This is a genomic window from Streptomyces sp. NPDC093064 (assembly GCF_044754605.1).
Lineage (GTDB): Bacteria > Actinomycetota > Actinomycetes > Streptomycetales > Streptomycetaceae > Streptomyces.
Genome location: NZ_JBIVPK010000021.1, coordinates 72,448 through 97,175 on the forward strand (window position 1 = coordinate 72,448; position 24,728 = coordinate 97,175).

Genomic DNA, 24,728 nt, shown 5'->3' on the forward strand with positions numbered 1-24,728 from the left:
CCCAGAGATCGGGGTCGGCAGCAATGCAGCACGGCAAGTACCGGTTCATCGTGGGGTTCCTCGCGGTTCCCCTGGGGCTGTACGCGCTTTTCGTCGTCTGGCCGTTCATCCAGTCCATCTACTACTCGTTCACGGACTGGACCGGTCTGAGCCCCGATTTCCAGATGGTCGGCTTCGACAACTACCAGAGGATGCTCCACGACGACATCTTCTGGAAGTCGTTGCAGCACAGCCTGCTGTTCGCCCTGGTGCTACCGCTGGTGACGATCGGTCTGGCGCTGTTCTTCTCCTTCATGATCAATGTGGGTGGGCGGCGCCGCCGGGGCGGACCAGCGATCTCCGGTGTCCGCGGCTCCTCGTTCTACAAGATCGTCTACTTCTTCCCGCAGGTACTGTCGATCGCCATCGTGGCCCTGCTGTTCGCGTTCGCGTACAACCCGGACAGCGGCGCGATCAACTCCGTGCTGCGCGGGATCGGGCTCGGCAGCGTCCAGCCGCTGTGGCTGGGCGACCCGGGCCTCGCGCTGTGGTGCGTGATGGGGGTGCTGGTCTGGTCCACGGTCGGCTTCTTCGTGGTCCTGTTCTCCGCCGGTATGGCCTCCATCCCGGCGGACCTGTACGAGGCCGCGCTGCTGGACGGCGCCAGCCGGTTCACCACCTTCTTCCGGATCACCCTGCCGCTGCTGTGGGACACCGTGCAGTCCGGCTGGGTGTACATGGGCATCCTCGCCCTCGGGGCGGAGTCGTTCGCGGTCGTACAGATCATGACGACCGGGCCGGGCGGCCCCGACTACTCGACCACCGTCATGGTCCTGTACGTGTACCAGAAGGCGTTCCGTGACGGTCAGGCCGCCTACGCCACCACGATCGGCGTCGCCCTGCTCATCGTCACGCTGGCCTTCGCGGCCGTCGTGATGCGGCTGGGCCGGCGCGAGCGGCTGGAGTTCTGACGATGAAAACGACCGAGTCCCCCGCCCCCGTTCCGGCCGAGTCCGGTGTCGGTCTCGCCACGGCCGGCGTACCGGCCGAAAAGCCGGGCGGACGGAAGAAGGACGGCTCCGTCCTCAACGTCTTCTCGCACGGCGTTCTGATCATCTGGGCGATCATGGTGGTCATGCCGCTGGTCTGGGCGGTGATGACGTCCTTCAAGGACGACAACTCCATCTTCAGCTCGCCCTGGGCGCTGCCCGACAAACTCCACTTCGACAACTGGGCGCGGGCCTGGACCGACGCCAATATGAGCGAATACTTCCTCAACACCGTTCTGGTGGTGGGCGGTTCGCTCGTCGGCACCCTGGTGCTCGGTTCGATGGCGGCGTATGTGCTGGCCCGTTTCGACTTTCCGGGCAACCGCTTCATCTACTACCTCTTCATCGGCGGCATGAGTTTTCCGATCATGCTGGCCCTGGTCCCGCTGTTCTACGTCGTGAACAACATGGGACTGCTGAACACCATTCACGGCCTGATCCTGGTCTACATCGCCTATTCACTGCCGTTCACGGTGTTCTTCCTGACCGCCTTCTTCCGGACCCTGCCGAGTTCGGTGGCGGAGGCGGCGTTCGTGGACGGGGCCTCGCACACCCGGACGTTCTTCCAGATCATGCTGCCGATGGCCAAGCCCGGCCTGATCAGCGTGGGAATCTTCAACTTCCTGGGGCAGTGGAACCAGTACATGCTGCCGACGGTGCTCAACACCGACCCGGACAAGCACGTGCTCACCCAGGGCCTGGTGCAGCTGGCCGTGAGCCAGGGCTACAAGGGCGACTGGTCCGGTCTCTTCGCCGGACTGGTGATGGCGATGCTGCCGGTGCTCGCCGCGTACATCATCTTCCAGCGCCAAGTGGTGCAGGGGCTCACGGCGGGCGCCCTGAAATAGCTCTCGGCGCCCCGCCGCCCCGCCGCCCCTGTACGCCGCTCTCGCCGCCCCCTCCGGGGCGTGCGGGGGCGGCGCACGCATGTCCGCACACGTGTGCGGGACACGGCTCCATCAGCGTGTCCACGGACCCGGATACCGTTCAACCTCTTGACGGGAGGGGACCCGAACAGCTCAGCTTAGAGTTCACTAGTTGGACATTGGACGGGGCCTCGCCGAAGCGGCCCCGCGCGCAGGAGGTCGTCGTGGAGACTCCAGGGTCGCAGTCGTCGCTGCACCGAGCCAACCTGGAGCGGGTCGTACGTGCCGTGCGTCTTGCCGGATCACTCACGCAGGCGGAGATCGCGCGGACCACGGGCCTGTCCGCGGCGACGGTCTCCAACATCGTGCGCGAACTCAAGGACGGTGGAACGGTCCAGGTCACGCCTACTTCCGCGGGCGGGCGCCGGGCCCGCAGCGTGTCCCTGAGCGGGGACGCCGGCATCGTGATCGGCGTCGACTTCGGGCACACGCACCTGCGGGTCGCCATAGGGAACCTCGCCCACCAGGTGCTGGCCGAGGAGTCCGAGCCGCTGGACGTGGACGCCTCCTCGGCGCAGGGCTTCGACCGGGCGGAAGAGCTGGTCAACCGCCTGATCGCGGCCACGGGCGTCGACCGTTCCAAGATCGCCGGCGTGGGTGTCGGCGTACCCGGCCCGATCGACGTCGAGTCCGGCACGCTGGGCTCCACGGCCATCCTGCCGGGCTGGACGGGCGTCAAGCCCGCCGAGGAGCTGCGGGGGCGCCTCGGCGTGCCGGTGCACGTGGACAACGACGCCAACCTGGGCGCTCTGGGCGAGCTGGTCTGGGGCAGCGGCCGGGGCGTGCGCGACCTGGCCTACATCAAGATCGCCAGCGGGGTCGGCGCCGGCCTGGTGATCAGCGGCAGGATCTACCGCGGCCCCGGCGGCACGGCGGGTGAGATCGGGCACATCACGCTCGACGAGTCCGGCCCGGTCTGCCGCTGCGGGAACCGCGGCTGCCTGGAGACCTTCACCGCCGCCGGGTACGTGCTCCCGCTGCTCCGGCCCAGTCACGGCACCGACCTGACCATGGAGGGCGTCGTACGGCTGGCACGGGACGGCGACCCGGGCTGCCGCCGGGTGATCGCCGACGTCGGCCGCCACATCGGCAGCGGGGTCGCCAATCTCTGCAACCTGCTCAACCCCAGCCGGGTGGTGCTCGGCGGGGACCTCGCCGAGGCCGGTGAGCTGGTGCTGGGCCCGATCCGGGAGTCGGTGGGACGGTACGCCATCCCCAGTGCGGCGCGCCAACTCACCGTGCTTCCCGGGGCACTCGGGGGCCGCGCCGAAGTCCTCGGGGCGCTCGCCCTGGCGTTGAGCGAGATGGGCGATTCGACCCTTTTGGACGGCACGCTGCACGCGGCCACACCTGCCTTCACTTAGAGAACGGATGGCACCGTTGCCATCTCGTTAAGGATTTACTTCTTGACGTCGCACGCGCGGCCGAGTTGACTTCCAGCCACCTCGGCCGCAACGACGCGGCCTCGTCAGGGAGGTTTGAAGAAGTGAACACGCGTATGCGTCGTGCGGCTTTCGCCGTTGCTGCTGGTGCCATGGCCGTCTCGCTCGCCGCCTGTGGCAGCGCCAAGGAGTCCGGCGGCGACTCCTCCAAGTCGGCCGGCAGCGAGAAGAAGGGCGACGCCATCAAGGTCGGCCTGCTGCTGCCGGAGAACCAGACCGCTCGTTACGAGAAGTTCGACCGCCCGCTGATCGAGAAGAAGGTCGCGGAGCTGACCGGCAACAAGGGCAAGGTCGTCTACGCCAACGCCAAGCAGGACGCCACCCTGCAGAGCCAGCAGGTCGAGACGATGATCACCAACAAGGTGGACGTGCTGATCGTCGACGCCGTCGACGCCGCCGCCATCAAGAACTCGGTGCAGAAGGCCAAGGACGCCGGCATCCCGGTCGTCGCCTACGACCGCCTGGCCCAGGGCCCGATCGACGCCTACACCTCGTTCGACAACGTGACCGTCGGCAAGACCCAGGGCGAGGCGCTGCTCAAGGCGCTGGGCGCCAAGGCCAAGTCCGGCAAGATCGTCATGATGAACGGTTCCTCCACCGACCCGAACGCCAAGCAGTTCAAGGACGGCGCCCACTCGGTCCTCGACGGCAAGGTGAACATCGGCAAGGAGTACGACACCAAGGAGTGGAAGCCGGAGAACGCCAACTCCAACATGGAGGGCGCCATTTCCTCCATCGGCAAGAAGAACATCGTCGGCGTCTACTCCGCCAACGACGGCATGGCCGGCGGCATCATCACCGCCCTGAAGGCCGCCGGCATCTCCGTCCCGGTCACCGGCCAGGACGCCGAACTCGCGGGTGTGCAGCGCATCGTCTCCGGTGAGCAGTACATGAGCGTCTACAAGCCGTACGCCCCCGAGGCCGACGCCGCCGCCGAGATGGCTGTCGCCCTGGCTCAGGGCAAGTCGCTGGACTCGATCGCCAAGGACAAGGTCGACAGCCCCACCACCCAGGCCGTCCCCTCGGTCCTGGTCGCGGTCACCTCGCTGACCAAGGACAACATCCAGGACACCGTCGTCAAGGACGGCGTCTACACCATCCCCGAGATCTGCACCGCCCAGTACAAGGCGGCCTGCGACAAGATCGGTCTGAAGTAACCGGACCGGTCCGCCGCAGAGCGACGCACGCGCCTCCAGCGTCAGGGGAGTCCGGGGAGTTCACCCCCGGATCCCCCTGACGGGACGCGCCCCAAGGCTCCGTCCGGCGCCCCGCGTATCCAAAGCCCCGCAAGCTCGTGCGGGGCGCCGGACGGAACAACCCCCCAAACTTCTGTACAACCTCCCGCCGGGTCAGGCGGCGAAGGAGATGGTTCACTTGTCCGCTACGCCCGTGCTGGCGTTGCGCGGGGTCTCCAAGCGGTTCGGTGCCGTCCAGGCGCTCACCGACGTAGAGCTTGAGGTCCACGCCGGTGAGGTGGTCGCCCTGGTGGGCGACAACGGCGCCGGAAAGTCCACGCTGGTCAAGACGATCGCCGGCGTGCACCCCATCGATGAGGGCCGCATCGAGTGGGACGGCCGCGCGGTCCAGATCAACAAGCCGCACGACGCCCAGAACCTCGGCATCGCGACGGTCTATCAGGACCTCGCGCTGTGCGACAACATCGACGTGGTCGGCAACCTCTACCTGGGCCGGGAGATCCGCCGCCGCGGCGTCCTGGACGAGGTCGAGATGGAGCGCCGCTCCCGCGAACTGCTGGACACGCTGTCGATCCGCATCCCCAGCGTCCGCATCCCGATCGCCTCGCTCTCCGGTGGCCAGCGCCAGGTCGTGGCCATCGCCCGTTCCATGCTCGGCGAGCCCAAGCTGGTCATCCTCGACGAGCCCACCGCCGCCCTCGGCGTGGAGCAGACCGCACAGGTCCTCGACCTGGTCGAGCGGCTGCGTGAGCGCGGTCACGCGGTGATCCTCATCAGCCACAACATGGCCGACGTCAAAGCGGTCGCGGACAAGGTGGCCGTGCTGCGCCTGGGCCGCAACAACGGTGTCTTCGAGGTCAAGTCGACCTCCCAGGAAGAGATCATCTCCGCCATCACCGGCGCCACGGACAACGCCGTCACCCGCCGTGCGGCGCGCACCAATGGGGAGATCAAGAAGTGAGCATCGACAAGACCTCCACGCCCCCCGAGAGCAGCGCGCTGGAGAACACCGAGGCGGCGGCCGGCGCGGCGACCGTCGTGGACCCCCGGCTACTGGTGCGCGAACAGGGTTTCGCGGGCTATGTCACCGAGTTCAAGCGCAAGATGAAGGCCGGTGACCTGGGCTCCGTCCCGGTCGTCATCGGTCTGTTGGTCATCTGGATCATCTTCCAGAGCCTGAACTCCAACTTCCTGACCGCGGGCAACCTCTCCGACATCTCCGTCGCCATGGTCGGTACGGGCATGATCGCCGTCGGCATCGTGTTCGTCCTGCTGCTGGGCGAGATCGACCTGTCGGTCGGCTCGGTCTCCGGTGTCGCGGGCGCCACCTTCGCGGTGCTGAACATCACCCACGGGATGAACGAGCTGCTGGCCCTGGTGCTGGCCATCCTCACCGGTACCGTGGCCGGCGCCCTGCACGGCTTCTTCTTCGCGCGCATCGGCGTCCCCGCCTTCGCCGTGACGCTGGCCGGTCTGCTGTTCTGGCAGGGCTTCATGCTCCAGATCCTCGGCAGCAACGGCACCATCAACCTCGACGACGGCATCGTCACCAAGCTCACCAGCTACTACTTCACCGACGTCGCCGCCGCCTACGGGCTCGCCGTCGTGGCCGTCGGCGGGTACTTCCTGACCGCGTACCTGGGCAACCGCCGCCGCGAGGCCGCCGGGATCCCGTCCCGGCCGCTCAGCGACATCGTGGTGCGCACCGTGCTGCTGGCCGTCGTCTCCTTCGCCGTGGCGGTCATGTACAACCAGTACAAGGGCCTGCCCCTCGCCGTGGTGATCTTCCTCGCCGTGCTGGTGATCACCGACTTCGTGCTCCGCCGCACCGCCTACGGCCGCAAGGTCTTCGCGCTCGGCGGCAGCGTCGAGGCCTCCCGCCGGGCCGGCATCAACGTGGAACTGGTCCGGATCTCGGTCTTCGCGATCGCCGGCACCTTCGCCGCGATCGGCGGTCTCTTCGTCGCCTCGAAGATCGCCTCCGCCAACCAGGGCGCGGGCACCGGCGAGTTCCTGATGAACGTCATCGCCGCGGCCGTGATCGGCGGCACGTCCCTCTTCGGCGGCCGCGGCCGCACCTGGAACGCGCTCCTCGGTGTGCTGGTCATCGTCTCGATCCAGTACGGCCTCGCCCTGGAGGGCATCGCGTCCCCGGTCCAGTACATGATCACCGGTGGCGTGCTGCTGGCGACGGTCGTCATCGACGCCGTGACCCGCAAGACGCAGAAGTCGGCGGGGCGCGCGTAAGCCTCGTCCGATCCAGGACTGTGCCCGGCACCCATGGCGGTGCTGGGCACAGTCGTGTCGTGGCGGGCGCGACACCGGTACCGCCGTTCGCGTGACGTACGACCCCCGGCCCGGACACCGGGCGCCCGGGCGGAACATTAGACTCGACGAGCCCGGCAACAGCTCGATCAGCTCTACGCAAGGAGGCACGGGTGCCGCTGCTGACCCGCATCAGGGGACCGCGCGATCTGGACCGGCTCAGCCTGGAGGAGCTGGACCAGCTGGCGCAGGAGATCCGGACCTTCCTCGTCACCGAGGTCTCCAAGACCGGCGGCCACCTCGGCCCCAACCTGGGTGTGGTGGAGCTGACCATCGCCCTGCACCGGGTGTTCCACTCGCCGAAGGACAAGGTGCTGTGGGACACCGGCCACCAGTCCTACGTGCACAAGCTGCTCACCGGCCGCCAGGACTTCTCCAAGCTGAAGATGAAGGGCGGCCTGTCGGGCTACCCCTCGCAGGCCGAGTCCGAGCACGACGTCATCGAGAACAGCCACGCCTCCACCGTGCTGGGCTGGGCCGACGGCATCGCCAAGGCCAACCAGCTGCTCGAGCGGGACAGCCACGTCGCCGCGGTCATCGGCGACGGCGCGCTGACCGGCGGCATGGCCTGGGAGGCGCTGAACAACATCGCCGACGCCAAGGACCGCCCGCTCGTCATCGTCGTCAACGACAACGAGCGCTCCTACGCGCCCACCATCGGCGGCCTCGCCAACCACCTGGCGACCCTGCGCACCACCGACGGCTACGAACGCTTCCTGGCCCGCACCCGGGAGGTGCTGGAGCGCACCCCGGTCGTCGGCCGGCCGCTGTACGAGACCCTGCACGGCGCCAAGAAGGGCCTGAAGGACTTCATCGCCCCGCAGGGCATGTTCGAGGACCTGGGCCTGAAGTACGTCGGCCCCATCGACGGCCACGACATCGAGGCCCTGGAGTCGGCGCTGGCCCGCGCCAAGCGGTTCGGCGGTCCCGTCATCGTGCACTGCCTCACCGAGAAGGGCCGCGGCTACCAGCCCGCCCTCCAGGACGAGGCCGACCGCTTCCACGCCGTCGGCAAGATCCACCCCGACACCGGACTGCCGATCTCGTCCTCCGGCGCCGACTGGACCTCCGTGTTCGGCGACGAGATGGTCAGGCTCGGCAAGGAGCGGCGGGACATCGTCGCCATCACCGCGGCCATGCTCCAGCCGGTCGGTCTGGACAAGTTCGCGAAGGCCTTCCCCGACCGGGTCTACGACGTCGGCATCGCCGAGCAGCACGGCGCCGTCTCCGCGGCCGGTCTCGCCCACGCCGGCGTGCACCCGGTCTTCGCCGTCTACGCCACCTTCCTCAACCGCGCCTTCGACCAGGTCCTGATGGACGTGGCCCTGCACAAGTGCGGGGTCACCTTCGTCCTGGACCGGGCCGGTGTCACCGGCACCGACGGCGCCTCCCACAACGGCATGTGGGACATGTCGATCCTCCAGGTCGTCCCGGGTCTGCGGCTGGCCGCCCCGCGCGACGCCGACCAGGTCCGCGCCCAGCTGCGCGAGGCGGTCGAGGTCGACGACGCCCCGACCGTGGTCCGCTTCTCCAAGGGCGCCGTCGGTCCCGCCGTACCCGCGGTGGGCCGCGTCGGCGGCATGGACGTACTGCGCGAGCCCGGCACCGACACCCCGGACGTCCTCCTCGTCTCCGTCGGCGCCCTCGCCCCGATGTGCCTGGAGGTGGCCACGCTCCTCGACAAGCAGGGCATCACCACCACCGTCGTCGACCCGCGCTGGGTCAAGCCCGTCGACGAGGCCATGGCGCCGCTCGCCGCACGGCACCGCGTGGTCGTCACCGTCGAGGACAACTCCCGTGTCGGCGGTGTCGGCTCGGCGGTCTCGCAGGCCCTGCGGGACGCGGGCGTGGACGTGCCGCTGCGCGACTTCGGCATCCCGCCGCGCTTCCTCGACCACGCCTCCCGCGCCGAGGTGCTGGCGGAGATCGGGCTGACCGCGCCGGACATCGCCCGTCAGGTCACGGGTCTGGTCTCCAAGCTGGACGGCCGGTTCGAGCGGCCGGAGGCGGAGGTCGACGCCGAGCTCGAGGCGGAGGTCGACGCGGCGGTGCAGCCCGCGCGCGACTGAGCCGCCGGACCGCGCGGACGACGGCACGGGCCGGTCGTGCCCCCTCTTACGGGTGGCGCAACCGGCCCGTCTGCGTGAACCTGCGAATGCCGGGGCATACGCATCCCCAGCTCTCTCGATCATGTCGAGCCGGTTCGAGCCGGTTCGAGCTAGGTCGAGGACGACAAGCAGGGGAGGTCACGCCGTGAGCAGCACGCTCTTCAGGACGAAGAACGTCGAGCAGTCGATCCGGGACACCGAGGAACCCGAGCACGCGCTCAGAAAGTCCCTGTCCGCCCTCGATCTGACCGTGTTCGGCGTCGGCGTCATCATCGGTACCGGCATCTTCGTCCTCACCGGCACGGCGGCCAGGAACACCGCCGGCCCCGCGGTCTCCCTGTCCTTCGTCGTGGCCGGGGTGGTCTGCGCGCTCGCCGCGCTCTGCTACGCGGAGTTCGCCTCCACGGTCCCGGTGGCCGGCTCCGCCTACACCTTCTCCTACGCCTCGCTCGGCGAGTTCCCCGCCTGGATCATCGGCTGGGACCTGGTGCTGGAACTCGCGCTCGGCACCGCGGTGGTCGCCGTCGGATGGTCCGGCTACATCCACTCGCTGCTCGACAATGCCGGCTGGCACCTGCCCGAATATCTCAGCGGCCGTGACGCCGCGACCGGCTTCGGCTTCGACATCCTCGCCGCCCTCCTGGTCCTGGTCCTCACCGTCATCCTCGTGCTCGGCATGAAGCTCTCCGCGCGGGTCACCTCGATCGTCGTCGCCGTCAAGGTGGCCGTGGTGCTCGTCGTGATCATCGCGGGCGCCTTCTTCATCAAGGGCGGCAACTACGACCCGTTCATCCCGAAGGCGCAGCCGGTGCCCGCGGGCGGCACCCTCAAGGCACCGCTCATCCAGCTGATGTTCGGCTGGGCGCCCTCGAACTTCGGCGTGATGGGCATCTTCACCGCCGCGTCCGTCGTCTTCTTCGCCTTCATCGGCTTCGACGTCGTGGCCACCGCGGCCGAGGAGACCCGCAACCCGCAGCGCGACGTGCCGCGCGGCATCCTCGGCTCGCTGATCATCTGCACGGTGCTGTACGTCGCCGTGTCGATCGTCGTCACCGGTATGCAGAAGTACAGCGCGCTGTCCGTGGACGCGCCGCTCGCCGACGCGTTCAAGTCCACCGGGCATCCCTGGTACGCGGGCCTCATCAGCTTCGGCGCGGCCATCGGCCTGACCACGGTGTGCATGATCCTGCTTTTGGGGCAGGCCCGGGTCTTCTTCGCGATGAGCCGGGACGGGCTGCTGCCCCGGTTCTTCTCGCACACCCACCCGCGGTTCCGCACCCCGTACCGGCCGACCATCCTGCTCGGCGTGATCATCGCGATCGTCGCCGGCTTCACCAGCCTGAGCGAACTGGCCGAACTCGTGAACATCGGCACGCTGTTCGCGTTCGTCGTGGTCGCGATCAGCGTGGTCATCCTGCGTAACACCCGCCCCGACCTGCCCCGCGCCTTCCGCACCCCCTGGGTCCCCGTGGTCCCGATCCTCTCCGTCTGCGCCTCCCTCTGGCTGATGCTCAACCTCCCCGCCGAGACCTGGCTCCGCTTCGCCATCTGGATGGTCATCGGCTTCGTCGTGTACTTCCTCTACGGCCGCACCCACAGCAGGCTCGCCGAGCGCCAGGCGCAGGAGCGCCGGGCGGCGGGCGGCGGAGGTGCCTCCTAGCGGTTGGCAGGACCGCTCGCGGCGGTGGCCGACGGGCCCGGGTTGGCGTCGTCATCGGGGAGATGAGGACGGCGCCGGGCCGTTCGGCGAGCACCCCCGGGCGGTCGGTGCCCTCCTGCTCGGTAGGGTTCGGGCAGGTACGGGGACGGGCGGGCCACCCCGGCGGCAGCGGCCGGAGGGGGCGTAGGTGACGACGACCCTGATCGCCGAGGTGGCGCTGGTCACCGCGCTGGCGTCGTTCGCGCAGGCGTTGAGCGGCTTCGGGTTCGCGCTGGTGGCGGTGCCGCTGCTGACCCTGCTGACCAGCCCTCAGAACGCCATCGTCGTGGTCACCGCGCTGGGCGGGGTGCTCTCGCTGGCGGTCTGCGTCCATCAGAGGGAGCACGTCAGTGTGCGCACGGCGGGCCTGGTGAGCGCGGCGGGACTGGTGGGCATGCCGCTCGGGCTGCTCGCGGTGACGGTGCTCGGCGCCCGTTCGCTGTCGATCCTCATCGCCTGTGTGGTGCTGGTGTTCGCCGTCCTGATCGGCCGCGGCCTGACCTTCCGGCGCGGTACGGGCCCCACGATCGCCTCGGGTTTCGCCAGCGGGGCGCTGCTGACCGCGACCGGTATGAACGGGCCGCCGCTGGTCGCCACCTTCCAGGCCATGGGCCTGGCGCCCCGCGAGTTCCGGGCGACCCTCCAGGCCACGTTCTGCGTCCAGGACGCCCTGGCCCGCGCCGGATTCCTCGCCGTCGGCCGGCTGACCACGGACAGCCTCCTGCTGACCGGCGCGGGTCTCCCCGGCCTGCTGGTGGGCTGGTGGCTGGGAGACCGCCTCTTCACCCGCACGAATCCCACCCGCTTCAAACGAATCGTCCTGGGCGTCCTGGTAGCCAGCGCCTGTGTGGCCCTGTACCAGGCCACACTGAACTGACCTGGATCGGTCCTGGTTGTTCAGCTCTGTTCGGGCGGCCGAGGCGTCTGGATTGCCGAAGGGGGAGCCGGAGCCGGGGGCTGGGGCCGGACTCGGGACTGGGTCCCGGGCCGGGGCAGGGCTCGGAGCCGGAGGCGGACTCGGGCTCGGAACTGGGCCCTTGGCTGGAGGCATCCTGGTCGCTGGAGCTGGAGCTGGAGCTGGAGCTGGAGCAGAGGGCTGGAGCAGGAACCGGGGACTGGAGCAGGAACCGGGGGCTGGGCCCCGGGCCCCGTGCCCCGGGCCGGAGCGGACTCGGAGCCGTAGCCAGAGCGGGACTCGGAACCGGCCCCTGGCTGGAGGCATCGTGGTCACCGAAACCGGACTCGAAACTGGTCCCTGGCCGGGGCACGGCTCGGAACCGGGCCCCTGGCCGGGAGCATCCCGGGGCTGGAGCCGGAGCCGGAGCCGGAGTCGGGCTAGGAGCCGGAGCCCGGGTCGGTGCAGGAGTCGGGCTAGGAACCGGCGCCGGTGCCGGGGTCGGAATCGGGTCCCGTGTCGGGACCGTAGACCGTGCGCGGTCCCACCGTGGTGGCGCCCGTTGCGGTTACCCTGCGGCGCAATTCGCGGTCGGCGGTGACGACCACCCGGGCGCGGTCCGCCGCGGCGGCGGCCAGCCGGACGATGTGGTCGTCGCCGCTGCCGGGCGCCTCCTCGACCCGTACGCCGGGCACGGACGGCACGCCCCGCGCGGCGCCCTCCAGGACCAGCACGATCTCCAGCGGACCCGGTACGCCGGGTACGCCTCCCGCGACGTACCCGGCGAGCCGGTCGCGCAGGCGCTCGGCGGCGCCCCGCCGGTCGCGCCACCACCCGTCCGGGACGGAGCCGACGACGTTGGCCCCGTCGACGATCAGCAGGGCGGGGGTACGGCCCGGGTCGGGCGGCGGGGTCGGCATCCGGGGTCCTTCCGGTCGGAATCAGACACAGGCCCAGTCTCTGTGACTTCGTGGGCCCGCGGGGCTTCTCGCCCAAGCCGGCCCCAAGCCGGCCCCGAGCCGACCCCGGGCCGGTCGCCGCGCTGGCGAGCGGCCCGGACGCCGGCCCCCGTGGCGCCGCGTTCCGATCCGCGGACGCGGGCTGTCCCGCTGTGCGGGTCAACCCCCCGTCGCGGGGGACTTCTTGGCAGACTCGGGGATGGCGGAGTCGTCGCGGAGCGCCTTCCACAGCTCGGTCGCCTGGGGCTCCGCGGCCACGACGCGGTTGGGGTCGATCTTGTCGTAGCGCACCGGCAGCATGATCGTCTCCATGCTGGAGGGGTTGACGCCGTTCAGGCTGCGCCCCAACTCCGCCAGCTTGGTGAGAGAGGCGAGCTCGGCATCGGTGGTGAGGGCCGCGGTGAGCTTGTCGGCGATCTTGTAGGTCTTGGTGGGGCTGCCCAGGAGGTCCTGCTGCTTGATCTCGCTCAGCAGGTCCAGCATGAACTGCTGCTGGAGACTGATGCGTCCGAGGTCGCTGCCGTCGCCGATGCCGTGCCGGGTGCGGACGAACTGCAGGGACTGGGTGCCGTCCAGTCGGTGGGTGCCGGCGGTCAGGTCCAGGCCGCTGGACTTGTCGTGGATGTCCTTGTCCACGGTGACGGTGACCCCGCCGATCGCGTCCACCAGCCCCTTGAAGCCCGCGAAGTCGATCTCCATGTAGTGGTCCATGCGGATGCCGGACATCTGCTCCACGGTCTTCACCACACAGGCCGGGCCGACCTGTCCGTAGATGGAGTTGAACATCACGCGCTTCGCCGACGCCGCCGTGGTGCCGTCGGACTTCGCGCACTCGGGCCGGGTCACCAGGGTGTCGCGCGGAATGCTGATGGCGACGGCCTCGGTGCGGCCCTCGGGTATGTGCATCACCAGCGCGGTGTCGGAGCGGGCGCCGGCGACCTTGCCGGTGTTGAGCGCGGCGTTGTCGCCGGCGCGGGAGTCGGAGCCGAGGATCAGGATGTTCTGCCCGGAGGTGGGCAGCTTCTCGGGCCGGTCGTCGCCGATGGCCTTGTCGATGTCGACGCCCTGGATGTTGCCGTTCAGGCCGCTGTACAGCCAGTACACGGTCCCCGCCCCGGCCGCGACCAGTACGGCCAGTGAGAGCAGGATCCACCGGCCGGTGCGGCGCCGGCGGCGGGGAGCCTCACCCTGGGTGGACTGGTGCGGGCTTCGGGGGCTCTCAACGGCTGGGGTTGTCATGGCGCACTGTCCTCGTCTCCTCATGCCCGGGCAGGGAGCACTCGGGCTACGGGACAGACCCGCAACCCACGCGGGGCGTTGTACGGCAGTGGCATACATCACACGCCGTGCCGACCGGAGTTGGAGTGGCTGCCGGCTGCGACTGCGGCGCCGCGTTCCGGGATCGATTCAAGTCGGAAGTGCATATGTATTGTTCGTATGATGTGAGAATTTCATGTCCCCGCGTCGAGTTCGGGCGGGTTCTACCAGGGAGTCCGTCATGGCGATGCGGGGTCGGTCGGTGCGGGTGGCGCAGCGGCGTCGTTCCTCTCTGCCCGCCGCGGCCGCGTCATCTCCCGTCGTGACCGGTTTCGTCACGGGAAGTTGGCTCGTGCGGGGCAAGGACGGACGGCTCACCGCCTACGCCCGCTGCCAGGAGGGACTGCTGCGCTGGACCGAGATCCGGTCGGGCGGCCCGGACTGGTCGGGACCGGATCTCTTCCCGGTCGCCGGCCTCACGCACCTCACCGTCGCGCAGGGAGCCGACACCTACGTCCACTTCCTCGGCCGCCGGGAACGGCGGGGCGCCGACGGCGTGGTGCGCGTCGACGTGGTGCACGCGATCCAGTACCAGAGCGGGCGTCCCGTCACCGAATGGCGCTCCCTGGGCAACCCGCACAAGCAGCCGGACAAGGCGGCCGGGTTCGGGGTGCCGGCGGGCGCCGTGGACGCCAAGGGCACCGTGCATGTCTTCGTGCGCAACTCGGGCGGCGGGCTGATGATGCGTAGGGAGGGCAAGGGCGGCGGGTGGGAGCCCTGGGTCGATCTGCGAGGCGCGGACCTGCGGGACGGACTGACGGCGGCGGTCACGTCCACCGGCCATGTCGAGGTGTTCGCTCCCACCGCCGACGCGGTCCTGCACTGGTTCCAGCCGGAACTCGGCGCCGTGCCGCAGCGTTCGCACGACATACGGCCGGGCCCACTGCCCGGCTCGGTCGCCGCGGTGGAGACTGCTCCCGGACGGCTCACCTGCTTCTGGACCGATGTGTCCGGATCCGGCCTGCTCTGCCACCGTCGCGGCTCCTGGCTCGTCACGCTGGGCGGCACTCCCGGAGACGGTGCCAACGCGGTGCTGCGCACCACTCTCGACGGATACGACTGCACGGTGATCGCTCACCGTGGCGCGGCCGGCGGAGTCCTGGTCGGCGTGTGCGGCACGGAGGCCGAGTCGTCGGGCGTGTGGTGGACGGACGCCGGAGGGAACTCCGCGAGTGCGCCGGCCCTGGTGCACGACGGATACGGCCGGGTGGTGGTCGCGGCCTTCGGCGCGGACGGCGCGCTCCGCCTCGCCCGGCAGGCTCCCGAGCCGGGCCTGGTGCTCCTGGACTGGGCGCGCGTCTGACGTACCGTCCCCGCAGCCGCGGAGCAGAGGTTCCACCAAAAGGTTGTACTGGTGTGTGCTTTATGACAGATGGTTCGCGGAAACCGATTACTTCTGGACAGTCTGAGGAGCAGATGTAAACATTCTGTTTGGTTGGTAAGCCTCAGGTGCACCGCAGGTCGACGTGAGGTGACCATCGCGGGCAGGGCGGGGGACATGCGCCGGGCAGTCTGTGCCGGCCTTGAGCTGGGTGGTGCGGAAGTCGGGTGAGCCTCAACAATCCCGAGGCGAGTGCGCTCGTGTCGGCATATCGATCGCTGGTACCTGTGGGGGCTCGGCGCCGGATCGTGCGGCGGATACCGGGCCCGTTGCGCACGTCGGTGAAGCGTTCACTCGCCTCCGCCGACGCCGTGCGCTCCGCCGTCACGGTCCGGGCGATGGGCGGTCAGGTCCGAGGCGGTAAGCACGCTCCCGAAGGCCGGCTGCGCGTCGTACGAGAGGCCGGAAAACACCTGCGCGCGGTGGAGGTGCCCGGCGCCACCGCGTGGGCCGCCCGTGCCCGCAACCTTCACATCGTGGTCTCCCTCCTGGAGGAAGCCGGGATCGACTACTTCTGCGTCCGTGGCGCGAAGTCGCCTGTGGTGCCCTGTGTGGCCGTGCCCGCCCGGCGGCGGGCCGACTTCGAGGAACTGCTCCAGCTCGCCTTCGTGGAGCACCCCGGGTACATCGGCACCGCTTCTCCGGCGCCGTTGCGTCCCGGGTCCGCACCGGGAAGCTGGCGGGCGCTGCGCGGGCAGAATGTGCTGCGTGTGACGTGGGTCGTCTGCGACCCCACCGGGCGCCTGGTGTTCGGCGGCGAGTACGGCTGCGACGTCGAGTTCTGGACCGAGCGGGACGGCCTGCTCACCGCGCCGCGGCCCAACAAGGTGACGACCGAGGTTCCGCTGGACGCGGGCCGCTGCTGGGCGGAGCAGAAGCGTTTCAGCACGGTGCCCGGCCCCTACACCACCGGCCAGGCACGCACCCTGCCCGAGTTCGTGGCCGCGCTGCCGGACGACCACCTCTTCCCGATCGACGTCGTCTACACCTGGGTGGACGACTCGGACCCGGTCTGGCGGTCCCGCCGCGACGCGGCCCGCGGGCAGCTCACCGCCGTCCGGGAGGGCGCCCTGCACGAGCAGGCGGCCAACGACTCCCGCTACACCAGCCGGGACGAGCTGAGGTACTCGCTGCGCTCGATCCACCAGTACGCGCCCTGGGTGCGCAACATCTTCCTGGTCACCGCCGGCCAGGTGCCGTCGTGGCTGAACACGGACTTCCCCGGGATCCGTGTGGTGGACCACCGTGAGATCTTCTCCGAACCCAGCGCGCTGCCGACGTTCAACTCCCATGCGATCGAGAGCCAGTTGCACCACATACCCGAGCTCTCGGAGCACTTCCTGTACCTGAACGACGACGTCTTCTTCGGGCGGCCCGTACATCCGGGGCGCTTCTTCCACCCCAACGGGCTGACCAAGTTCTTCCAGTCCAAGGCTCTGATCCCGTCCGGGCGGACCAGCTCGCAGGACTTGCCCGTCAACGCGGCGGGCAAGAACAGCCGCGGCCTGATCGCCCAGTACTTCGGCACCGTCATCTCCCAGAAGATGAAGCACACGCCGCACGCGCTGCGGCGCAGTGTGCTGGCGGAGATCGAGCAGGTCTACAACCAGGCACACCGGGTGACCCAGCACTCCCGCTTCCGGTCGCCGAACGACGTACCGATCGCCTCTTCGCTGCACCACTACTACGCCTACCATTCGGCACGCGCCACGGTCGGCGACATCCGCTACGTCTACATCGACCTGGCGGACGGGATGGCCCAGCGCCGGCTCGACACCCTTCTGGCCCGCCGCAACTTCGACACCTTCTGCATGAACGACACCGTCACCGCCCCCGACCCCGAGGTCCAGTCCCGCATGGTCTCCGCGTTCCTGGAAGCCTATTTCCCGGTAGCCAGTCCCTTCGAGACAGCCTCCGGCGTCGTGGCGCCGCGGCGGCCGGCCCCTGCGGCAGAACTGGGGTACGCGGGCTCATGACCCCCAGATCCAAGCGTCCCGTCGCGACCGGTGGCGGGGCGGCCCGCCCGCGCGCCGTGGCCCTGCGCAACCGGCTGCTGCGTGTCCTGATCCCGTTGCGCAGCAGGCGCGCCGCCCAGCTGCACTACGCCGCGATCCTCGACGGCCAGACGGTGAACCTGCACGCCCAGCTGCCCGCCCGTGCCGGCCTGCCCGAGCGGGCGGAGGTCGTCCTTCAGCGCGGGCGGCGGCGTTACCCCGGCGAAGCCCGTGTCCACGAGGGCCCGGCCGGTGAGGTGCTGGTCGACGCCGCGGTCCTGCTGGGCGCCGAGGTCGGTGGTGTGCCCGTCGGCACCGGACGCTGGCGGCTGAGGCTGCGTGTGCACACCGGTCGCCGCTCGCGCACGCTGCCGCTGCTGCTGCTCCAGCCGCCGGTGCCCTACGAAGGACCCACCAAGCCGATGACGGCCTCGCCGGTGACCGGCGAACGCCACCGGCTCGGCCGCTCCTTCCGCGGCAGCGCACGGGTGGTCAGCAGCGGTGCCCGGGCCGCCGTGGAAGTGGCCAAGGTGCACCTGACGCACGCCGGCGTCACCGTCGACTTCCGTGTTCTGGGCACCCGGGTGGAGGAGCCCTGGGTGGATTTCGTCGCCTCCGGCCGCCGGATCGAGCAGACGGTCACCGCGCTCGGACCGGACGGCTTCCGTGTCACCGTCCCGCTGGGCGGGATGCCGCCTCGCGGCAGCCGCCCCGACCACTGGGACGTCGTTCTGCGCGACCGCACCGGACGATCGATGCGGCTGGGACGCCGGCTGCACGACGTACGCAACCCGCTGCGTGTCTTCGCCATGCGCAGCCTCGCCATCACGCCGCCGGGCCAACCGCCGCTGATCGTCCAACCGCGCTACACCCCCGCGGGCAATTTCCGGGTCACCTGCACGCGCATGCCCGAGGCGGGCCGAACCGACTGATGAAGATCACGTTTCTGCTGACGACGGCCGACGCCGTCGGCGGTACCGAACGGGCTGTGTTCAACCAGGCCTCGGAGCTCGCCGCCCGGCATCAGGTGCGGGTACTCAGCGTTTTCAAGAGCAGGCCGGAACAGTTCTTCACGCCCGACGAGCGGGTCCGTGTCGACTACCTGGTCGACCTCACCTCCCGCCCACCCCGCCCCGTACGCCGAACCTCGGTGGACGACTCGGTGTGGGCCGGGCTGGCCGACCAGCCCAGCCGGATCGTCGACCCCTCCTGGGAGTCGGCGTTCAACCGGCTGTCGGATCTGGAACTCGAACTCGCTCTGCAGGACACCGACACGGACGTCCTGGTCACCACCACCCCCGCGCTGATGGCGCTGGCCGTCCACCTCGCCCCGGCCCACGTCGTCACCGTGCACCAGGAGCACCGCGTCTCCGAGCTGCGCGGCACCAGCGGGGAGCCGCTGCGCCGTTACGCCTCCCGGCTGGACGCGCTGGCGGTGCTGAGCGAGCGCACCCGGGACTGGTTCGCCGAGACCCTCGGCGACGCCGCTCCCCGCCTGGAGGTCGTGCCCAACGCCCTGCCCAGCGGCTTCCGGCCCCGTTCGACCCTGAAGACCCGCACGGTGGTGATCGCCGGCCGGCTCGTGGCGGAGAAGCAGATCGACCACGCCGTCACCGCCTGGGTGGCCGTCGCGAAGGCGTACCCGGACTGGCAGTTGCGGATCTTCGGCGACGGGCCGGACAGCGCTGTCCTGCGCCGCCAGATCGAGATGCTCGGTCTGCACGACTGCGTTCAGCTCAACGGCAACTCGCCCCATCTGGCGGAGGAGTGGGCCAAGGCCAGCATCGCCGCACTCACCTCCCGCAACGAGGCGTTCGGCCTGGTCCTCGCCGAGGCACACGCGGCCGGTGTCCCGGTGGTCTCCTACGACTCGCCCAACGGCCCGCGCGAGGTGGTCATCGACGGGCAGACCGGCATCCTCGTCCCACCCGGCGACACCGACGCCCTCGCCTCTGCGCTGATGCTGCTCATCCAGAACACCGAGCTGCGGCAGCGGATGGGCGCGGCGGCCCTGGCGTCCGTCAACCGCTTCTCGCCCACCGTGGTCACCGCGCACTGGGAGCGCGTCTTCCACGAGCTCGTGGCGCAACGGGACAGCGGCACCCGCGCGGTCCTCAAGGCCGAACGCGAGGCCGTGCACGCCTTCCACAGCGGCCCCGACGGCATCGTGCCCGCGGCGGCGGCCACTCCGGCCACCACCGTGCGCACCTCCGACCTGCGCGCGCTGGAAGGACGCCTGCTCAAGCGGCGCGGCCTGGTGCAGGACGGCGGCCAGGTCTGCCGCCTGCTGGAGTGGCAGTCCCCGTGGGACGTCGTCCAGCAGAACCTGGCACTGGTGGCCGACGCGCTCGAAGAGGCCGGCATCCCCTACTTCGTCGTACGCGACCACCTCGTACGGCACACCGTCGCGGTGCACGCCGTGCACCGCGAGGCGGTCTTCAAGGCCCTCGCCGAACGGTACGCACAGGAAGCGGTGTACGCCGCCGTACTCAACGAGGGGCAGAAGACGGTGGCCACCGTCCTCGCCGGCCTCGTCGCGCCGTACGCCGACACCCCCTCGTCCGGTGTCCGGGTGTACCAGAACGTGGTCTCCCACTCGCGCATCCTGCGCCTCGGCGCCGTCTACGGCTGCACCGTGTCCTTCTGGGACTCCGACCCCGACGACGAGACCGAGGCTCACCTCAAGGCTCCCGCACGCACCCTCATCGGTGACCGGGTGCCCAACAGCGCCTTGCACCGGCGCCCGATCACCCTCGGCAACCGCCACTACCCGACGATCGACGCCTTTCGGCAGGTGCTGCACGGAGACGTCGACTTCCCCGTGGACGTCGTCTACACATGGGTGAACGGCGCCGACGTCTCGTGGCTGGAACGCAAGAACGCCGTACTGGCCGCCATGGGCATGGAGACCGAGGACGCGGCAACGAGCGCGGCCCGGTTCCGGGACCGGGACGAACTGCGCTACTCCCTGCGCTCCATCGACATGTACGCACCCTGGATCCGGAACATCTACCTCGTCACCGACCAGCAGGTACCGCACTGGCTCGACCTCTCCCACCCGCGCGTGCGCGTCGTCGACCACACCGAGATCTTCGCCGGCCGCGGCGCGCTGCCCACGTACAACTCCCATGCCATCGAGAGCCAGTTGCACCACATCGAGGGTCTGGCCGAGCACTTCCTCTACTTCAACGACGACGTGTTCGTCGGGCGGACCCTCCAGCCCGGCATGTTCTTCCACGGCAACGGACAGGCGAAGCACTTCATGTCGCCCACCTCCGTCCCGATGGCTCCGCCCTCCTACGAGGACGAGTTCAACATCAGCGCCGCGAAGAACAACCGCGCTCTGATAGAGGAGTCCTTCGGGCAGACTCTGGTGCACTCGTTCCTGCACGCGCCGCACCCGCTGCGCCGCAGCGTCCTGGCCGACATCGAGGAGCACTACCAGGAAGCGGTGGCGACCACCGCGGGCAACCGTCTGCGCAGCCACAGCGATGTGTCCGTGGCGTCCTCGCTGCACCACTACTTCGGTTTCCACACACTGCGCAGCGTGCCCGGCAGCATTTCGTGCGGCTTCGTCAACGTCGGCCTGAGCGAGCACGCCCCCCGGCTGAACCGGATCCTCAGCGTGCGCCCGCACGACGTGTTCTGCCTGAACGACTACCACGACGGCGACGTTCCGGAGGACGAGCAGGACGCCATCCTCGCCGCCTTCCTGCCCAGCTACTTCCCGGTGCCGAGCCAGTTCGAGACCGGATCACAGCGCAACCAGCTCGCCCACGCGGGCCGTCTGCCGGACTGGCCGCTGTGACGTCCGGCAGCCCGGAACCCTGCGCACCGCCCACCGCCCGCCCGTCCGCAACCGAGGAGACAGCCATGCAGTCCGCCGAGGGAAGTACGTCACAGGCCTCGCTGATCCAGGTCCTGGCGCATCCGGACGACGACCTCTACTTCGTCAACCCCGACCTGCAACGGGCGCTGGAGGCGGGGCACCGGGTCACCAGCGTCTACCTGACGGCCGCGGAGGCGGACGGTCGCAACATCGACACCCGCGACCCCGATCGCCTGGACAGCCCGCCGGACTACGAGGGGTACGCGGAGGCGCGTCAGCACGGGCTGCGCGCGGCGTACGCGGCCATGGTGACGGGCAAGCGCGAGAGCGAGTGGGCACGTGACGTCGTCTCGTTCTCGACCGGGGTGATGGCGGAGCGTTCGACGCTGCTGGCGGCACCGCACGTCCAGCTGTTCTTCTTCGGACTGCGCATGGTCGACGCCCAGCACGGATTCGCAGCCGACGTGCCGAGCGCCCGGCTGGCCACCCTCTGGACCGAGAAGGCGACCGCCCAGCTCACCCTGATCGCCGCCGAGTCCCCGCTGCGCCGCCCTCAGGAGATCACCAGGGACGGGCTGCTGCGCTCCGTGGTCGAGCTGCTTCACCACACGCGGCCCGCCCAGTTCTGGACCATGGACCCCGACCCGTTGCACACCGCCTGGGACGACAGCCGGGGACCGACGTCCAGCGACCACCAGGACCACACCGCGACGGCGCAGTTCGCGCTGGCCGCACTGGAGCAGTACATCGCTGAGGGCGGTACACCCCCACTCGTTGACCACTGCGTCGGCTACGGCAACAAACTCTGGCCCAGCAACCTCACGGAGCGCGCCTGGGACGAGAAGAAGCGTGTGATCGAGGTGTACACGTCCGCCGACGGACACGACTGCCGCCACCGCTACTGCGGTGACCGGCAGTTGTCGGACGGCTCCGACATCCGCCGCTACGGATGGAGCACGCGGACCCGGTACGAGGGCGGCACCGACTGGCTCCACCTCCAGGCCGACGGCCGGCTCGCCGCCTACGCCGTGCTCGGCGGCCGGGTGGCGGTCTGGACCGAGAGCGTGCCCGGCGGCGGCTGGGACCGGCCGGCCTTCCTGCCCGGTGCCGGCCTCACCCCGGCCCTGTCCGTGGCCGCGGACCGCGACGGCGGAGTGCACCTGGTCGGTCTGCGCCGTACCCCGGGGCCGGACGGGCAGGTGGACGTGGAGGCCGTACGCATGTGGCGGCAGGCGCACACCGGGTCCACGACGCCCTGGGAGAGCCTCGGCAACCCCAACGAGAGGTCGAAGGACTGGAGGCGCTGCCGGGAGGTCGGCGTCCCGGAGGCCGTGGTCGACCCCTCGGGAAGGCTGCACGTCTTCCTGCGCAACTTCGGATCCGGCGTCAGCGCCCGCCGCGAGACCGGCCAGGGCTGGGGCGCCTGGGAGGACCTGGGCGGCCGCGGGATGCAGGACTGCCTGACCGCGGTACTGAAGTCCACCGGCCGGATCCAGATGCTGGCCGCGAACCGCACCGGCGGCGTGCACTGGTTCCAGGAGGACGTCTACGGTCCGTACAAGCTCCAGGACGGTGTGACGTCGGCCGACACGGACGCCTGGCGGCCCGTCGGCGGCCTCACGCCGTTGCAGATCGGGCGCAACCGCATGGCGGTCTTCTACCGCGAGGAGGAGTCCGGCGAAGTGATGTGGGTACGGCAGCGACCGGACGGCCGGTGGAACGAGCATGTCGAACGGCTGGGCGGGCACGGGGGGACCGGCAGGATCGCGGCCCTGCGACAGCTGACCGACCAGCAGGACGTCGTCGTCCTCGCCCGCCGGAGCGCGCGCAACCGGCTGAGCGTCGCGGTCCTCGCCGCGCAGGGCCGTGAACAGACGCCGGAGTGGGTCGACCACGACGTGCTGATGGCCCGTCCGCCCGCCCTCGCGCTCGACCACGCGGGACGGGTCGTGGTGGCGGTGCTGGGCACGGACTCCCGGTTGCGGGTGATGCGGCAGAACGCACCGGACGTCACCGCCGGCTTCGGGCCGTTGACCGTCGTCTGATCCCGCCGGCCACACCGCGGCCCGACGGAACAGCACGACGGAACAGCGCCCGTCCGCAGCAGTCGCCGGCACCGGCCGGGGGAGTATGTGAGGAAGACTTGAGGAAGATCTGCATCATCGGAAACTCGGTGGCCGCGTCGCGGACCGCCGAGGAGGCACCGCTCGCCGGCTGGGGGCAGTACCTCGGCGAATTCCTGAGCGAGCACTACGAGGTACGCAACTACGCCCGTGACGCCATGACGCTGCGTGGCTACTTCACCGAGCGATTCGCCACGCTCCTCAGCATCCTCAGGCCCGGCGACCTGGTCCTCATGGCCTTCGGCAACGTCGAGCAGCGCATCAATCAGCTCAACCGCCACCACGGGCCACGCGAGTACAAGGAGTATCTGCGCCTGTACGTCGACGCCGTCCGGGGCGAGGGCGCCGTCCCCGTGCTGCTCACCCCGGCGGCCCGCTGCACCTTCTCCGAGGCCGGGAACGTCCTGGACACCCATGACGGATATCCCGCACTCACCCGGGAGGCCGCGGTGGAGACGGGCGTGCCTCTGGTCGACATGACCGCCTTCACGACGGCCATGCTCGCCGAACTGGGGCCCACACGAGCGCGCAGGCTGTACCGGTGGCTGGATCCGGGCGAGCACCCGAACCACCCCGACGGCATCATCGACGCGAGCCACTACAACGATCCGGGAGCGCGTGAGGTCGCCCGCCGGATGGCCATGGTCATCGCCGACTCGCCGGACCTTCCGCGTGACATCGTCGACCCTCAGCGCCTCACTCCCGGAACGATGCCTCCGGTGCTCACCGAGTTCACCCTGAGCCACCCCGAGATGGCCCTCACCATGGCACCCAGCCTGGCCGACGCACCCGTGGTCTCCTCGCCGGCACCCGGTCAACTGGTCGGCGCCGCACGCAAGTTGACCGGAAAGGCACCTGCCGGAACGGACTACGTCCTCTTCTACGAGCAGGGCCGCCACCTCGGCGGCACCGCCGTCTCCGCCTCCGGAACCTGGCAGTGGCGCCGAGTCGTCAACTGGCCCGCGGGCCCGCACACGGTCCAGGTGCTCGGCGTCGGCGACGACAACGTCTCACGGGCTTCCGCGGTGGACTTCCACGTCCTCGACCGCCTCGACCCCCCGGAGGTCGTAGGCCCGCGGCCGAACGCCTGGACCGGCCCGCGCCCCCGTTTCTCCGGCAAGGCACCGCGCGGGGCGGAGAAGGTCATGGTCCTGGAACAGGGCCGGCTCATCGCCGAGGCGCCCGTCCAGGAGGACGGCACCTGGCGGGTCACCCACGCCCACGACTGGCGGCCCGGCTCCTACACGGTCGAGTTCGTGGCGGTGTTCAGCGCCATCCACTCGGCGCCCGTCCCGCTGACGCTGCGCGTGCACGGCGTTCCCGAGGACAACTGGCTGCACACGTCGTTGTCCTCCCGTGAACCCTGCTCCGGGACGTGTGCCCATTACCCGGCGATGCCCACCTGGTGACCTGGCGGTCCCCTCTGGTGGTTCCCTCCACCGTCCGCCGCGCGACCCGCGGCACGCGTCCGCCCCTGCCGCTGCGGTGAGCGACAGGGGCGGACGG

The 24,728-nt window shown here is 70.0% G+C and carries 17 protein-coding genes; 15 read left to right on the plus strand and 2 right to left on the minus strand.

Annotated features, from left to right (window positions below; genetic code table 11):
* Positions 1-23: 23 nt before the first annotated feature.
* From ACIQFZ_RS24270 to ACIQFZ_RS24310, 9 genes are all read left to right on the plus strand, one after another.
* Positions 24-950, plus strand: a complete 927-nt coding sequence (locus tag ACIQFZ_RS24270; RefSeq protein WP_365422219.1) for a sugar ABC transporter permease — start codon at positions 24-26, stop codon at positions 948-950.
* A gap of 2 nt (positions 951-952) precedes the next feature.
* Entirely contained in the window at positions 953-1,876 is a 924-nt protein-coding gene (locus ACIQFZ_RS24275; protein WP_365422222.1) for a carbohydrate ABC transporter permease, read from the plus strand.
* A 242-nt stretch (positions 1,877-2,118) separates the two neighbouring features.
* Positions 2,119-3,318 carry an ROK family transcriptional regulator gene (locus ACIQFZ_RS24280; protein WP_361420855.1) on the plus strand — a complete coding sequence of 400 codons (1,200 nt, stop codon included), beginning with the start codon at positions 2,119-2,121 and terminating at the stop codon, positions 3,316-3,318.
* 134 nt (positions 3,319-3,452) lie between these two features.
* On the plus strand, positions 3,453-4,553 hold the full coding sequence (locus ACIQFZ_RS24285; RefSeq protein WP_365422225.1) for a substrate-binding domain-containing protein: 1,101 nt from the start codon (positions 3,453-3,455) through the stop codon (positions 4,551-4,553).
* A gap of 208 nt (positions 4,554-4,761) precedes the next feature.
* Complete coding sequence (locus tag ACIQFZ_RS24290) at positions 4,762-5,553, plus strand: ATP-binding cassette domain-containing protein (RefSeq protein ID WP_141357328.1); 792 nt, start codon at positions 4,762-4,764, stop codon at positions 5,551-5,553.
* Positions 5,550-6,839, plus strand: a complete 1,290-nt coding sequence (locus ACIQFZ_RS24295) for an ABC transporter permease subunit (protein ID WP_365422228.1) — start codon at positions 5,550-5,552, stop codon at positions 6,837-6,839. The genes ACIQFZ_RS24290 and ACIQFZ_RS24295 overlap by 4 nt, the downstream gene beginning before the upstream one ends.
* 191 nt (positions 6,840-7,030) lie before the next feature.
* A complete protein-coding gene (dxs, locus tag ACIQFZ_RS24300; RefSeq protein WP_365422231.1) occupies positions 7,031-8,986 on the plus strand; it encodes a 1-deoxy-D-xylulose-5-phosphate synthase in 1,956 nt (651 codons plus the stop codon).
* A 184-nt stretch (positions 8,987-9,170) separates the two neighbouring features.
* Positions 9,171-10,685, plus strand: coding sequence for an amino acid permease (locus ACIQFZ_RS24305; RefSeq protein WP_365422234.1), 1,515 nt, complete (start codon positions 9,171-9,173; stop codon positions 10,683-10,685).
* Between the two features lie 187 nt (positions 10,686-10,872).
* Positions 10,873-11,601, plus strand: a complete 729-nt coding sequence (locus tag ACIQFZ_RS24310; protein WP_402692115.1) for a sulfite exporter TauE/SafE family protein — start codon at positions 10,873-10,875, stop codon at positions 11,599-11,601.
* Positions 11,602-12,095: 494 nt separating this feature from the next.
* On the opposite strand, the gene ACIQFZ_RS24315 is transcribed toward ACIQFZ_RS24310, so the two are convergent.
* Together ACIQFZ_RS24315 and ACIQFZ_RS24320 are read right to left on the minus strand one after the other, a co-directional pair.
* A complete protein-coding gene (locus ACIQFZ_RS24315) occupies positions 12,096-12,539 on the minus strand; it encodes an NTP pyrophosphohydrolase (RefSeq protein WP_383057724.1) in 444 nt (147 codons plus the stop codon).
* A gap of 198 nt (positions 12,540-12,737) precedes the next feature.
* On the minus strand, positions 12,738-13,817 hold the full coding sequence (locus tag ACIQFZ_RS24320; RefSeq protein WP_365422928.1) for an LCP family protein: 1,080 nt from the start codon (positions 13,815-13,817) through the stop codon (positions 12,738-12,740).
* A gap of 265 nt (positions 13,818-14,082) precedes the next feature.
* Here ACIQFZ_RS24320 and ACIQFZ_RS24325 point away from each other — a divergent pair, with 265 nt between their 5' ends.
* From ACIQFZ_RS24325 to ACIQFZ_RS24350, 6 genes are all read left to right on the plus strand, one after another.
* Positions 14,083-15,198: a hypothetical protein gene (locus tag ACIQFZ_RS24325; protein WP_365422940.1), complete on the plus strand. Its 1,116-nt coding sequence runs from the start codon at positions 14,083-14,085 to the stop codon at positions 15,196-15,198.
* Between the two features lie 296 nt (positions 15,199-15,494).
* Positions 15,495-17,252: a stealth family protein gene (locus ACIQFZ_RS24330; protein ID WP_402692129.1), complete on the plus strand. Its 1,758-nt coding sequence runs from the start codon at positions 15,495-15,497 to the stop codon at positions 17,250-17,252.
* Positions 17,249-18,202 carry a hypothetical protein gene (locus ACIQFZ_RS24335; RefSeq protein ID WP_365774230.1) on the plus strand — a complete coding sequence of 318 codons (954 nt, stop codon included), beginning with the start codon at positions 17,249-17,251 and terminating at the stop codon, positions 18,200-18,202. The genes ACIQFZ_RS24330 and ACIQFZ_RS24335 overlap by 4 nt, the downstream gene beginning before the upstream one ends.
* The gene (locus tag ACIQFZ_RS24340) at positions 18,202-21,078 is read left to right on the plus strand and encodes a stealth conserved region 3 domain-containing protein (protein WP_365774232.1); all 2,877 of its coding nucleotides are present in this window, start codon (positions 18,202-18,204) and stop codon (positions 21,076-21,078) included. The genes ACIQFZ_RS24335 and ACIQFZ_RS24340 overlap by 1 nt, the downstream gene beginning before the upstream one ends.
* Before the next feature lie 65 nt (positions 21,079-21,143).
* A complete protein-coding gene (locus ACIQFZ_RS24345) occupies positions 21,144-23,144 on the plus strand; it encodes a PIG-L family deacetylase (RefSeq protein WP_402692116.1) in 2,001 nt (666 codons plus the stop codon).
* Between the two features lie 98 nt (positions 23,145-23,242).
* Entirely contained in the window at positions 23,243-24,631 is a 1,389-nt protein-coding gene (locus ACIQFZ_RS24350) for a GDSL-type esterase/lipase family protein (RefSeq protein ID WP_402692117.1), read from the plus strand.
* The last annotated feature ends 97 nt before the right edge of the window (positions 24,632-24,728 follow it).

Bases quoted from the DNA above. Each gene is read 5' to 3' on its own strand.
- ACIQFZ_RS24270 (WP_365422219.1), top strand. From the start codon at position 24: ATGCAGCACGGCAAGTACCGGTTCATCGTGGGGTTCCTCGCGGTTCCC.
- ACIQFZ_RS24275 (WP_365422222.1), top strand. From the start codon at position 953: ATGAAAACGACCGAGTCCCCCGCCCCCGTTCCGGCCGAGTCCGGTGTC.
- ACIQFZ_RS24285 (WP_365422225.1), top strand. From the start codon at position 3,453: ATGCGTCGTGCGGCTTTCGCCGTTGCTGCTGGTGCCATGGCCGTCTCG.
- ACIQFZ_RS24290 (WP_141357328.1), top strand. From the start codon at position 4,762: ATGGTTCACTTGTCCGCTACGCCCGTGCTGGCGTTGCGCGGGGTCTCC.
- ACIQFZ_RS24315 (WP_383057724.1), bottom strand. From the start codon at position 12,539: ATGCCGACCCCGCCGCCCGACCCGGGCCGTACCCCCGCCCTGCTGATC.
- ACIQFZ_RS24320 (WP_365422928.1), bottom strand. From the start codon at position 13,817: ATGACAACCCCAGCCGTTGAGAGCCCCCGAAGCCCGCACCAGTCCACC.
- ACIQFZ_RS24325 (WP_365422940.1), top strand. From the start codon at position 14,083: ATGCGGGGTCGGTCGGTGCGGGTGGCGCAGCGGCGTCGTTCCTCTCTG.
- ACIQFZ_RS24335 (WP_365774230.1), top strand. From the start codon at position 17,249: ATGACCCCCAGATCCAAGCGTCCCGTCGCGACCGGTGGCGGGGCGGCC.
- ACIQFZ_RS24340 (WP_365774232.1), top strand. From the start codon at position 18,202: ATGAAGATCACGTTTCTGCTGACGACGGCCGACGCCGTCGGCGGTACC.
- ACIQFZ_RS24345 (WP_402692116.1), top strand. From the start codon at position 21,144: ATGCAGTCCGCCGAGGGAAGTACGTCACAGGCCTCGCTGATCCAGGTC.